The following is a 12,417-nucleotide window of genomic DNA, read 5'->3' as shown; positions in this document are numbered from 1 at the left end:
TTTTCGCTTTACGGATATGGCCATAAACTATAGTTTCTGGCCATAGCGCAATAGCGTACGTCGATCTCAGCAAATGCAGGGGTCTGCACGGCTCCAATTCGGAGGGGTTTTTGGCCAGGGTCGAAGCCGAGCGAGTCGCCCTCTACGCCAGAGTGTCGACGCATGACCAACAGACGCTGCCCATGCAGCTCGAAACCATGCGCGCTTACGCCGAACGCAGAGGGTGGAGCATCGCGTCGACGATCGAAGAAGTCGGCTCCGGGGCCAAGACCCGCCCGCGTCGCGAGGAATTGTTGCGCGCTGCCCGTCGAAGAGAAATCGACGTCATCGTCGTTTGGCGGCTCGATCGCTGGGGCCGCTCACTTGTCGATCTCGTCTCCACTCTACAAGAGGTGACCGCGCTGAACGTGGGCTTCGTGTCCCTGAGCGAGGCGCTCGATCTGACAACGCCCGCCGGCCGGGCTTTCGCCGGCATGTTGGCCGTATTCGCGGAGTTTGAGCGCGACATCCTGCGTGATCGGGTCAAGGCGGGGATTGCTCAAGCTCGCAAGGATGGCCGTCCGCATGGCCGTCCGGCAAAAATCGCCGGAAAAGCAACGCAAATCCGTGAACTCGCCCAAAATGGCTTGAGCAAATCGGCCATCGCTAAGCAGCTTAAGATCGGACGCACGTCTGTAAGACGTTCACTCGCCAATCCTTAGCGTAGGATTTGGTACAGAATCCACGATGACCCCTTATTGGCATAGTTCACAGTTCCTCCTGGACAAAAGAGTATATAATTGCTCCACTGCACCAGGACGCCACCCATGTGAATGTCATGATAAGATGGGACCAGATAGATAGCATAGCGGGCTAGCAAGACAGTAAGATTACGAATATGTGCGTGCTCTCCAACAACTATTCCTGTGTCGTAGCCGGTAATTATTGAGTCAACTAAGCTGATCGTAGTGCCGTTCTGGACCTGCGGCATTGTGATACCAAATCCGCCAGGTGTCGGGGGGGAGTTCCACCAAGGCTGTTCAATGCTATGAGATAGCGAGCAGCGCGAGCATATTATCGATACCGGCGAGGGCGGCTCGGTAGCGGTCCTGGGCGAGTGTGTTGGTACGATGTGCGGTAAGGATGTTGAAACCGAAACTGCGCAAGCGTGCGAACACGCCGGGGTTGGTGCGGATGCGCGAGCGGTCTTCGCCGAAGGTGACGTCGCGGCTGTAGTGGGAGGTGGTTTCGATCCGCCAGTGTGCGCGGATGGCATCGGCGGCGCGGCGTGCGGAGATCGGCGTGTTGGAGACATAGAGGGGGTACGCCATAGAACGGGCAGGATAGCACGGTTCGCGGCACGTAGCGGGAACATGGCCGGGATTAACTGACAGGGTTGGTTGTTGGCCGGCTCCGTTTGGCGATGGCTGCCACGGTGTTCTTGCTCAAACCAAGCTCCCGCCCGACCAAGCGGTAACTGCGGCCCTGACCGATGAGCGCGATGACCTTTGGCGCGAGCCGATCCGATTTCAGTCGCTGTCCGGGCTGGCGGCCGAGACGTTTCCCCCTGGCTTTGGCTGCGGCGATACCGGAGCGAATGCGTTCCTGTATCAGCTCGCGCTCGAACTCCGCGATACCGGCCAGCACGGTCGCGATCATCCGTCCGTGCGGCGTGGCGAGGTCGAATGCCATGCCGTTGAGCGCGATCACCGATACGCGCCGGGCTTCCAACTCCTTCAGCGTCGCGAGCAGATCCGTCGTGCTGCGGCCCCAGCGGGACAGCTCGGTCACCAGAACCGCATCGATGTGCCTGGCTTGGGCGAGCGCCATGACCTTGCGCCGCTCGGCCCGGTCCTGTTTCACGCCCGAGCCGGTTTCCTTGAACGTACCGACCACATCGTAGCCGGACCTTTCGGCGAACGCGGCGAGATCCCGTTCCTGGCGCGCGCAGGACTGGTCGGCAGTCGAAACCCGGCAGTAGAGGGCGACGCGCTGTCCCAATTGAACTCATCCCGCCGGACGCCCGGCAAACCCTTGTTCCTGCTCGGGTGCGGGCCGTAGCAGACAGACTACACTCTATTTGGGACACCCGCTATGCCGAGACGCCGTGCGCTCACCGATGCGCAGCTTGAGAACCTGCTTGCCCTTCCGGTCATCGAAGCCGACCTCATCCGCCACTGGACATTAGCTGCTGCCGACCTTGCGGCGCTCGATCGCCGCCGCGGCGGTCATAACCAGCTTGGCTATGCCCTCCAGCTCTGTGCGTTCCGCTATCCCGGCCGCTTGCTCCGGCCCGGCGAGGCCATCCCGGAGACAGCCCTAAACTTCGTTGCCAACCAACTACGGGTCAGCGCCGACGCTCTCGCCGCGTATGCGGCCCGGCCCCAAACGCGGCGCGAGCAGCTTGACGGGCTGCGGGAGGGGTTCGGCTTCCAGATGTACGCGCACTGCCATGGCCGCGAGATGCTGGCTTGGCTTTTGCCGGTGGCGTTGGCGACGACGAACGCCCTCACTGTCGCCGCGACGCTGACGGACGAACTGCGCCGGCGCAAGATCCTCGCCCCGGGTTCGAGCGTGATCGAACGGTTGATCGCCGCCGTCCTGGTCGTGGCCGAGCGCCACGTCGCCGGACAGCTCACCCGCAACCTGTCCTCCGCACAGACCGAAGCCCTGGACGCTCTGCTCGGGTCCAAAGAGGACGCATCGACGAGTGTGCTGGCCTGGACGCGCCAGCCATCTGGCGCGCCCGGCTACAAGGCCCTCAAGCGGATTGTCGATCAGCTCGCACACCTGCGCACCATCGGCCTCGATCCCGCCGTTGCTGAAGGGGTGCATCCGGAGCGGCTGCGCAAACTTGCCCGTGAGGGCGGCCGTTTTACCGCCCAGCACCTGCGCGCGCTCTCGCCGCTCCGTCGCAGGTCGACTTTGGTCGCGACCGTGCTGGATACCACGGCGCGGCTGACCGATGACGGGGTCGGCTTGTTCGACCGTGCTATCGGCCGGATGTTCCGCCGCGCCGAGGCCCGCGAGGAAAACGCTGTCCTGCGAGACGCCCGTGCCGTCAACGACAAGGTCAGGCTCTTCGCCAGGCTCGGCGCCGCCCTGATCGCGGCCAAGGCAACCGAGGGGGAAGCCGGCCTCGACGGCGCCGTGGTGTCGTCCATCGGCTGGGAAAAGCTCGCCGAAAGCGTCGCCGAAGCCGAACGCCTCAGCCGCCCGGACAAAGTGGACCTGCCGGCACTGGCCACGCGTGCCTGGCCAGTGCTGCACCGTCTCGGTCCGCTGTTCTTGGATACCTTCGAGCTTCGCGCCGTGCCCGCCGCCGCAGCAACGTTGCGCGCGGTCGAGTTGTTGCGTGAAGCATACAAGAGCGGGAGCCGGAAATGGCCCGAGGGCCTTCCGGTTAGCTTCCTCCGCCCTGCCTGGCGAAAAGCCGTGCGGGACAGCGGCGGCGACGGGAGTACGGAACACCGCCGCGCGTGGGAGGCCGCCACCTTGCTCACGCTGCGGGACAGCATGCGTTCGGGCGACATCTGGGTCGAGGGCAGCCGCCAATGGCGCGCCATCGAGGACCAGCTCATCCCGCCCGCATTGTTCGCCGCCATGCGCGAGGCCGGGCCGTTGCCGGTCGCCGTGCCAGCGACGGCGGAGGAGTACCTGAACGAGCGCCGCGCCCTGCTGGACCGGCGCATGGGGGAGATCGACGCCAAGGCCGCTGCGGACAAGCTGGAAGATGTCAGGATCAAGGGCGACGAACTGAAGATCACGCCCCTCAAGGCGATCACCCCGGAGGAGGCGGAGGCTGCCGCCGAGCGGCTCTATGCAATGGCGCCAAGTGCCCGCATCACCAGTGTGCTGGCCGACGTTCATAGCTGGACCGGATTCGCGAACGCCTTCACGCACCTGCACACAGGAATGCCGGCTGACGATCCGCGCGTCGTTCTGACCGGCGTGCTGGCCGATGCGACCAACCTCGGCCTGACCCGCATGGCCGAAGCCTGCTCGGTCGCGAGCTACCGGGAACTCGCCTGGACCGCAGGCTGGCACCTGCGCGAGGACACGTACCGCCAAGCGCTGGCCATGGTGGTCAATGCCCAGCAGCGCCAGCCACTCGCAGCGCGGTTCGGGTTCGCCGATGTCTCCAGTTCCGATGGCCAGGCGTTCCTGACCGCCGGGCGCGGCGAGGCCCTGGGCGCCTACAATGCCCGGCACGGCCACGGGCGGGAACCGTCCGCATTGTTCTACACCCACGTCTCGTCGCGCCACGCGCCGTTCCACACGGCATCTATTCCGCCCTCGGGCGAAGCGGCATACGTCATAGACGGGCTGCTCTATCACGAGGCGGATCTCAGCGTTGCCGTCCATCATACGGACGGCGGCGGCGTGAGCGAGCACGTCTTCGCCTTGGCACATCTCCTAGGCTTCCGTTTCGCGCCGCGCATCCCCAACCTCGCGGACCGCAAACTTTACGCATTCGGCCCCGCCTCGACCTGGCCCGCCCTGGCGCCGTTCGTCGCCGGGCGCCCGGACGAAAAGCTGATCACGGCACAATGGGACGACGTGCTGCGGCTGGCGGCCTCGGTGCGCACGGGCACGGTCAGTGCCTCGTTGATGCTCAAGCGCCTCGGTGCCTATCCCCGGCAGAATGGATTGGCCCTCGCGTTGCGAGAAATCGGGCGCATCGAACGAACCCTTCACGCCCTGAACTGGCTTGAACAGCCGCAACTTCGGCGGCAGGCAACGGCTGAACTCAACAAGGGCGAGAGCCACAATGCACTGGCCCGTGCCGTATGCTTTCACCGCCTCGGGCGCCTGCACGACCGCACTGCCCAGGCCCAGCAGCACCGGGCCAGCGGCTTGGCCTTGGTAACAGCGGCCATCGTGCTGTGGAACACCGTCTATCTCGGCCGTGCCCTTGACGCTATACGTCGCCGTGGCGAAACGATGCCGGACGAATTGCTCGCCCACCTCGCGCCGCTCGGCTGGCAGCACATCAACCTGACTGGCGACTATCTCTGGGGCGCCGATACCAGCCTTGGCCCGGACGGATTCCGGCCGCTTAAGGGCATCTTTGCCAGCTTGCCCATGGCCAAGGCGCTGGCAGCATAGCCGCGTTCTCTTTACGTGCCACGAACCGTGCTATCCTGCCCGTTCTATGGCGTACCCCCGGTATGACCCTCGCCTACGCCGGCTGCCGCCTCTCCGAGGCCCTGGCCCTCACCATCGACCGCGTCGACCTCGCCGCCGGCGTGCTCATCTTCGAGAGCCTGAAAAAACGCCAGCGCGGCATCTACCGCGCCGTCCCCGTCCCCCCTGCCCTGCTCAGCGCCCTCGACCTCGTCCACGGCATCCGCGAACACCAGGCCCGCCGCGGCAAAGGACGCGGCATCCGTCTCTGGCCCTGGTCACGCATGACCGGCTGGCGCGCCATCCACGCCCTCATGCAAGCCGCCGGGCTCTCCGGCCCCCACGCCTCCCCCAAAGGCCTCCGCCACAGCTTCGGCGTCACCGCCGTCTCCGCCGGCATCCCCCTCAACCTCCTCCAGAAATGGCTCGGTCACGCCCAGCTCACCACCACCGCCATCTATGCCAACGCCACAGGCGCCGAAGAAAAAAATATCGCCAGCAAAATGTGGGAGTGAGCACAGCGTTCCGCGTCAGGCGACCTTGTCAATCTCACGTCGGACCTGGACAACGGGGCTGACAGACCTTTCGGGGTCGAGCACTTCCAGCAGGCGAAGGGCGGGGCCAGATGGGCGCTTCACCCCGCGCTCCCACTGCGTAACGGCTGACTTATCGACGCCGAGCAGCCGGGCGAAAACCGGCTGACTCATCCGGGTGGCAGCCCGGATACGTTTAATTTCCGGGGGGCTGTAATTAGGCCGTGGCGGGAGGCAAAGTCGGTCCATGGTGCGCATGTCCGCACTATCGAGCGCGCCGACGCGATGCAGCGCTGCCGCGAGACCATGGGCTGTCGCGAGCATATCGTCTTCAACTGCCTGCGCTCCCATGCGCTTTGTAGACTCAGCCATCGTTTTTGCCATCACACATCACCTCGCTTACGTCCTGCGCAGCCAATAGCTCTGTCAGTTGCTCATTGTTCGTTGCCATGAACGCCTGGGCGACTTTATTCAGGGCCTCATGACCCTGCTGTGTCAGAGTTGAAGCGGCATTCTTCGCGAATGCGTAAGCCACCAAGACCCGATCTGCCTGTGGCGCCTGATAAGCGATAATTGCACGATAGCCGCCGCGCTTTCCGCCGCCTGGCCGAGCCAATCGCTTCTTGAACAATCCCGAGCCGAGATCAGCCTCGCCAGCACCAAGTGTTCCCGCTAAAACTTCCCGCGCGGGTTTGCACAGAATGGTATCAGGCAGGCGTTCCTTGCGCAGGAGTTTCGCGACCTGGGGAACCATAAAAACCCTCACACCGCTCCATAGCACATAGTGCTACCTAAGGGAAGCCAATAAAGTTAGCTAAAAATTTGGCATAATATATTTCAGATATCCAAAAATCTGGATATCCGAAATTGTGAATTTTCGCATATCTGAAACGTCAAAAATCCGCATAGACATATAGGTGGATTATCGGTTATTCTGATATTCGGAAATCCGAAAAGACGCATATACGATGATTATCACGGTGACGAGCTACAAGGGCGGGGTGGGGAAGACGACCACTGCGATACACCTTGCTGCATATTTGCAACGTTTGGCGCCAACTCTTCTGGTGGACGGGGATGCCATCCGTAGCGCGACCAAGTGGAGTCAGCGTGGCGACGACAGAGGTTTACCCTTCAAGGTCGTTACACACGCCCAGATGGTTAGTCACCTGCGGGATTATCAGCACATTATCATCGATACCGAGGGGAATCCGACCGATGACGACTTCAGAGATTTGGCGGCCAACTGCGACCTCCTGGTGATACCGGCTGTCCCGGAGAGTGTAGCGAACGACGGATTGACCCATACCCTCGCTAAGCTCCATCAGCTCAAGAATGATCGCCACCGGGTTTTGCTCACTATGGTGCCGCCGAAGCCCCGTACCGAAGGCCAGCAGCTCCGAGAGATGCTGCGGCGTGAAGGTATTCCTGCGTTCACGGCTGAAATCCCTCGGCTAGCCGCGTTCGAGAAGGCTGCCGCTGAGGGAGTGCCAGTCTACAGCGTGCGGGACGATCGTAATGCGGGCAGGGCTTGGGATGCCTATGAAGCTGCCGGAAGGGAGATAATCCGTGGCTGAGAAGCAAGGGAAATTTGCGGCGCTAGCCCAACTTCGGACGCTTCCCGTTGAACCCGAGCGTGACGACGAGGCAGTGACCCTGGCTCCTTCGCCAGTAACCATGCACGTCGATCCGAACCTAGTCGCACGGGGGAGAGGACGCCCGGCAACCGGCAAGCGCAGCAACCCAGAATGGAAGCTCTATTCGCATTTTCTCAAGCGTAAGACACAACGCGAGGCCGTAGCGCGGCTACAGGCCGAAGACGAGGGCCGCGACCTATCCGACGTGCTGCAAGAACTGCTTGAAAATTGGTTAGGAAAATAACCGCCTATTCAGAAATCCGAATTTCCACATGTTTAGAAATTCGAAAATCTAAATAAACAAAACATCCCGCCCTTTCCAGCGGTTTTTCTACTATGGACGCCGCGCTGCCAGTTGAGCTCAACAAACACCGCAGCTACTGCGGGTTAGGGATCTCGCAGCCCGTTGGGCGGCGGGAGTTGCAAGGTAGCATCCACCTTTTCCACTTTTCCCCTAAGCCTCGCCATGCGGCCAACCTTGCTGCGGTTCCTTTCTTGCATCGCCGCGCGAAATTCGTCGCCTTGCTTTCTCCACCAGCACAACGTGATGGCGTGAATGGACGCGCGTGTATGTCGACGTTGTGGCTCAATCCGCACGCTCATGTCGGATAGACCGTTCACCTCCAGTGCCGCCGGGTCAATCACCTTGCGTTCAAAGTCTAATCCGCGCTCGTAAGCACCGGGAGGTACGCCCAACATGTCCCGGAACTCCGCAATATCCATCGTGCGCACACAGTGGTCGAGATTCGCCCATAAGCACAGCTTCTCGTAGAGGGCGATGGCATATTTACTAGTCATCGCATAGACGACCTCGCAGCGAATTCTTCCCCAGCGGTTGGAGCGTGCCAGAATCAGCCGCAGGCGCTTCGGAATGCCAAATTGAAGTGTGGCTGAGTCGCTTTCCTCGTCGTCCGTATCAGTGAATTCCAGCAGATGTGATTCCATCGTCCGGCGTTTGCCAGTCCGGCTGGAGATATACGTGACTTTTACATCCGTTCGGCGCAGTCGCCGTAAGCTTTCTCTCAGCCTGTCATTGCTTTCATGTCGTGATGATGCGCGGCGCAAGGCAGCAAGAGAGATTTCCCACTCGGCGTCAGGGTCCGCGAGTCGGCCGCTATCGTGGGCGGTTTGTAGAAGATGGTTAAAGATGGCGCGATCGGACGCTTCCAGCGCGTGCGTGCCGGTAATCTCTATTAGCTCAGCAGCCTTCGGAAAGCCGCTGCCGTTTGTCATCTGGGAAAGCGTCGAGCTCATGCTCTTTCAGTGGATAATATGACCTGACCAGCTATGCAAGTCGCTTCGCTAGACCCGCCCGTTTGGTCGTAATTATCCCGGCAGCTTTTTAACCCGGAGCGCTTCCTATCCTCCCTATTCAGCCGCCCGTTTAGTCGTATTTAGCCGCCCATGTTGCGTTCACCCGGTGACAATTTACCGCGTCATCGAGCCTTGTGTCGGTTTTCTGTTCAGCTCAGCCGCACAGACCCATTTGGCGAACCAAATTTTCCGTCTCGGAACGGTCTTCAGCATAAAACCAAGCCCGCCCGTTTGGTCGTAATTGCCCGCCCGTTTGGTCGTAATTACCCGCCCGTTTGGTCGTAATTACCCGCCCGTTTGGTCGCATTATCCCAATTTAACTCATTGATTACAAACAAGAAATTTGAGCATGAAATTGAACTTAAAAGAGAATTTGAATCTTTCCGCGGTGGATAAACCACTTCTGTGGATAACTGCCTGCCACGCAAAGGCCCTCGAGCGCCTCGGAAACGCTATCCGCGCCCGTGATGCGGCAGCCAAACAAGAAAGCATGCTTTGAGGGGCGCAGTTTCACCGTCAGCGGACTAACCCCCACCCCCGAAGTAGCGTTACCGCTGAAAAACCACCTACGGCGGGCGGAAAGCCATGCCTACGGGACGGGGAGGGGAGGGGAGGGGAGGGAAAGAAGAACAGCGAAGCGGCTGCATCATCGCCGTTACAGGGCAAGCACGTGGCAGAAACGCAACACCGCCAGCGGCGCTTTGCTGCATTGCACAAATTTCAGTTGAGGCCAGACGCGGCGGCGTTATATCTCGTCCTGCGCGAGGCCATGCCTCGCACTTTCTTGGACGTTTCCTCCCTAAACTTGGCGGCCTTTTCGGCCGCCAATTTTTTTGCGCACTCGCCGACGCCATGCAAGCCCAAATCTATCAGGCAACGGCTATCCTGACGTAATCCCCGGCTTTCTCTCTCCCCAGGGGAGTCTCTTTCCCCGGGGCAATGGACAGCACAGACACACAAATCCGAGCAGGCAAACCCGAGAAGAAGCGCCATTTTGGCGCGGCTGTGCGGATGGCGGGGGCGGGTCAGAACAAATGGTCGACGACCAGCATGACGACGCCGACGATGTGACCGATGCAGATGACGATTTCGAGGCCGCGGTCGGCAACTTCGCGCCAGGTCTTCTCGCCCGAGTGGGAACCAGGGCGCTGACGCGCGGCATATCCGGCGCTGTGGCCGCGATGCCGGGCCTTGGGGCGAGAGGGGATGACGGCGGCTCCCGACAGGGAGCGCGGTGTGCTACGGTGTTTGGCAGCTTGTGGCATTGGTCCACTCCAATGTTGCGAGTCAGGCCGGGTATGGTGTTCGTAGCACCATGCTCGGCCGCTTGGTTTCCGGGGGGCGCCCGGCGCGCGGGAGAGGGAAGAAGATGTCCGCCCGTCTCTTGATATGAAGATAGTATATATATTGAGTAACTTCAAGAGAAAAATAGACAAGCACGAAAAAATATCGCATCGCCTCTTGCGTGACTGTCCTCACAGCAGGTCATTCGAGACGAAGGCCAACGGCTTCAATCCCATCGCCTTCAACCTCACTATCAAGCACCAAATAATTCCTGCAGCCGTCATGCCATACCTCGACATGACTGGCAGTGCGTCGAAAGCGGCAGTTCCTTAACCGCGCTTTACCATGAGCACTGGCCGGTTACTGGCGGAAAGCCAGGTACAATTTTCGTGCCAACGGTTTCCAACCAATTTTCCGCCGTGTTCTTTTCGCGTTCTGCTGCCATCACTGTCGGCGCCGCGGAACCAGCGGCGCCGTGCCCGCACAAGGCGGACAAGGGTCAGAAAAAATGAAATAGAATAATATTTCTAAACCAGTTGGCGACGAGCATGACGAATTCGACGATTTTAATAATTGTTATTATGATTTCGATGACGCGGTCGGCAATTTCGTACCATTTTTTTCGAGAGCTGGGGCGCTGAAGCTTTCTATATCCGGCACTGTGATTACGATTTATGGTCTTGAAGTGACTTAATTGGATTTTAAAATAAATCTTTTTCATAAGTATATTCTATCAAATAATATATAAAAAAACAATAGCGTTACTGCATTGGTGTCGACAGTTGCAATCAATTAACCGCGCTTTACCATTAGTCCTGACTGATGACTGGTAGAAAGCCAGATAAAATTATCAAGCCATCGGTTTAGAAATATTTTTCTCCTTTTTTCTTTTGCCTTCCATCGCCATCACTGGCTGGGGCCGCGGAACCGGCGGCGCCGTGCCCGCACAAGGCGGGCACGGCGCCAAGCCTCGGGGGCAGAAGGCGGGTGAGACCCCGGTGGCGAGCATGAGAATGAAGAGGTCGAGGCTCGGGCCAAGGCAGAAGTCCCCCCCTTGCTCACGCTCTGGCGCTGCTTCGCCACTGCCGGCGGGGGCATGAACCTGCGGCCGTCGTGCCCGCCTTGTGCGGGCACGACGGCAGGCTCGGGGCAGCCAGCAGGCGAGACCCGGGCGGCGAGCATGAGAACGAAGACCCCGAACCTTCGGGCCGAGGCGATGCCGCGGCTCAGTCCTCGCGTCGATGCCGGGTCACGTCGCGCGGGCAACCCGCCTTATCAACACGGCCACAGGAGAGTGGCGGCCCGGCGCCCGCCTCGTGCGGGCGCCGGGCCAAGCGCAAGAGCATTGCCTACCGGAGGGCGAGGATGGGGGCGGGGGCGGGGACACGCGACCGCCCCGGGTGCAGGCAGCGCCAAGCTCAACGGCGGAGGTTCGCCATGGCGAGCAGGTAGAGCAGCGAGGCGCAGAGCGAGATGCCGAGCCAGCACCGCCCTAGGCATAGCGTTCCAAGAAACGCCTCCTCATGGTTTTCAGCATCGTGGTCACGGCGTCGACCTTCTTCTCCAGAGCCGCCGCCCTGTCGCGGGATTGCTTCGTGAACGTGGCAACGCTCGTCTCCAACCCGGAAACCCTTTCACGCAACTCTGCCACTGGGTTTCCAAAGCCGCCTGACGCGCGGCATCAGTAGCGCCGTGGGTCGCCGCCGCGATCTTGTCCGCCTCCTCGAGGGAGGCAACGATGAGCGCCAGCAGGTCATCTTCCTCATCCATGGGGGGCGACCATCACATCAGCTTGCCTAGCCGCCGAACTGACGGAGGCCCGTGGACATGGAAGCAGACGCTGGCATGGCGGCCTCCGCCATCGGCTCGGCGTGTGCCTGGTCGAGCGTTGCCTCCTCAGCCTCGGGCGTCGGCACGGGCATCAGCGTCGATGCCATCGCGGAGGTGACGGGCGCCGCCACCGCATCGCCGCCGGCTTTGCTGTCAGCGTTCGCGGCAACCGGAAGCAGTTCGGCTCTCTGCGTCGCGTTCATCGCAGCGAGGAAGGCAAACCCGGCCCGCAGCTCCGCATCGGACCAACCCCCCAACCCGGCGGTGAGGGCGAAGCCGCCAATCCGGTATCTGTCCTGGTCGGCGAGCTTGCGGCGGGCCTGCGCAATGGCGGCACCTTCCTTGGCCTGCCGCGCCTTGTCTTTCAGCAGCTGCAACTCCCGCACCTCTAGGGCCTCCGCTCGGGTGAGCTTGTCGCGCTTTCTCTTCTCCAGCAGTTCCTTGAGCCTGTCCTCGGCCGCCTGATTGAAGACGGACACGGGTTGTTTAGGGGCGGCGGCGCTCATGGCGGCTCCTCTTCCTGGCTGACCACGGGAGGAGGAGTATGTCGCACACAAGGAAACAGAGTCTTAAGAATAGCGGGTTAGGCTCAATATACATTTCGTTGCACGAAATGTGTCTATTTTAGAGACAGCCTTTCCTCTCTCCACCCTGCCCACCCTCTCCACTCCGGCCCTGCCGGCCAGGAACCGCGATGCCCAGCCGCTTCCTCC

At 61.1% G+C, this 12,417-nt stretch carries 13 protein-coding genes; 6 read left to right on the top strand and 7 right to left on the bottom strand.

The window, feature by feature from the left end:
* Nucleotides 1-110: 110 nt before the first annotated feature.
* The gene (locus DEF76_RS18875) at nt 111-701 is read left to right on the top strand and encodes a recombinase family protein (RefSeq protein WP_205215999.1); all 591 of its coding nucleotides are present in this window, start codon (nt 111-113) and stop codon (nt 699-701) included.
* A 324-nt stretch (nt 702-1,025) separates the two neighbouring features.
* On the opposite strand, the gene DEF76_RS18870 is transcribed toward DEF76_RS18875, so the two are convergent.
* Together DEF76_RS18870 and DEF76_RS18865 are read right to left on the bottom strand one after the other, a co-directional pair.
* Entirely contained in the window at nt 1,026-1,310 is a 285-nt protein-coding gene (locus DEF76_RS18870; RefSeq protein WP_114914064.1) for a hypothetical protein, read from the bottom strand.
* 52 nt (nt 1,311-1,362) lie between these two features.
* Nucleotides 1,363-1,980 (bottom strand): recombinase family protein, encoded by a 618-nt coding sequence (locus tag DEF76_RS18865; RefSeq protein ID WP_114914063.1) that lies wholly within the window; start codon nt 1,978-1,980, stop codon nt 1,363-1,365.
* A gap of 93 nt (nt 1,981-2,073) precedes the next feature.
* Between DEF76_RS18865 and DEF76_RS18860 the strand changes: the two genes are divergently transcribed.
* Entirely contained in the window at nt 2,074-5,088 is a 3,015-nt protein-coding gene (locus DEF76_RS18860) for a Tn3 family transposase (RefSeq protein ID WP_114914062.1), read from the top strand.
* The gene (locus tag DEF76_RS18855) at nt 5,085-5,621 is read left to right on the top strand and encodes a tyrosine-type recombinase/integrase (RefSeq protein ID WP_408842897.1); all 537 of its coding nucleotides are present in this window, start codon (nt 5,085-5,087) and stop codon (nt 5,619-5,621) included. The genes DEF76_RS18860 and DEF76_RS18855 overlap by 4 nt, the downstream gene beginning before the upstream one ends.
* A 15-nt stretch (nt 5,622-5,636) precedes the next feature.
* On the opposite strand, the gene DEF76_RS18850 is transcribed toward DEF76_RS18855, so the two are convergent.
* On the bottom strand, nt 5,637-6,023 hold the full coding sequence (locus DEF76_RS18850) for a helix-turn-helix domain-containing protein (RefSeq protein WP_240319374.1): 387 nt from the start codon (nt 6,021-6,023) through the stop codon (nt 5,637-5,639).
* Complete coding sequence (locus tag DEF76_RS18845; protein ID WP_114914060.1) at nt 6,004-6,393, bottom strand: type II toxin-antitoxin system RelE/ParE family toxin; 390 nt, start codon at nt 6,391-6,393, stop codon at nt 6,004-6,006. Before DEF76_RS18845 ends, DEF76_RS18850 begins: the two co-directional genes overlap by 20 nt.
* A 214-nt stretch (nt 6,394-6,607) precedes the next feature.
* On the opposite strand from DEF76_RS18845, the gene DEF76_RS18840 reads away from it, so the two are divergent.
* Both DEF76_RS18840 and DEF76_RS18835 read left to right on the top strand, forming a co-directional pair.
* Complete coding sequence (locus tag DEF76_RS18840) at nt 6,608-7,216, top strand: ParA family protein (RefSeq protein ID WP_114914059.1); 609 nt, start codon at nt 6,608-6,610, stop codon at nt 7,214-7,216.
* Nucleotides 7,209-7,520: a hypothetical protein gene (locus DEF76_RS18835; RefSeq protein ID WP_114914058.1), complete on the top strand. Its 312-nt coding sequence runs from the start codon at nt 7,209-7,211 to the stop codon at nt 7,518-7,520. Before DEF76_RS18840 ends, DEF76_RS18835 begins: the two co-directional genes overlap by 8 nt.
* Before the next feature lie 143 nt (nt 7,521-7,663).
* Here the strand turns inward: DEF76_RS18835 and DEF76_RS18830 are convergent, their stop codons facing one another.
* On the bottom strand, nt 7,664-8,530 hold the full coding sequence (locus tag DEF76_RS18830; protein WP_114914057.1) for a replication initiation protein: 867 nt from the start codon (nt 8,528-8,530) through the stop codon (nt 7,664-7,666).
* Nucleotides 8,531-8,939: 409 nt separating this feature from the next.
* Between DEF76_RS18830 and DEF76_RS19585 the strand changes: the two genes are divergently transcribed.
* Nucleotides 8,940-9,089 (top strand): MFS transporter, encoded by a 150-nt coding sequence (locus tag DEF76_RS19585; RefSeq protein WP_162800775.1) that lies wholly within the window; start codon nt 8,940-8,942, stop codon nt 9,087-9,089.
* Between the two features lie 526 nt (nt 9,090-9,615).
* Here DEF76_RS19585 and DEF76_RS18825 read toward each other — a convergent pair.
* Both DEF76_RS18825 and DEF76_RS18810 read right to left on the bottom strand, forming a co-directional pair.
* Entirely contained in the window at nt 9,616-9,855 is a 240-nt protein-coding gene (locus tag DEF76_RS18825; RefSeq protein WP_114914056.1) for a hypothetical protein, read from the bottom strand.
* A gap of 1,815 nt (nt 9,856-11,670) precedes the next feature.
* The gene (locus DEF76_RS18810) at nt 11,671-12,210 is read right to left on the bottom strand and encodes a hypothetical protein (RefSeq protein ID WP_114914053.1); all 540 of its coding nucleotides are present in this window, start codon (nt 12,208-12,210) and stop codon (nt 11,671-11,673) included.
* Between the last annotated feature and the right edge of the window lie 207 nt (nt 12,211-12,417).

This window comes from Acidibrevibacterium fodinaquatile (genome assembly GCF_003352165.1).
Classification (GTDB): domain Bacteria; phylum Pseudomonadota; class Alphaproteobacteria; order Acetobacterales; family Acetobacteraceae; genus Acidibrevibacterium; species Acidibrevibacterium fodinaquatile.
This window is presented reverse-complemented; position numbering and strand designations above follow the sequence as displayed.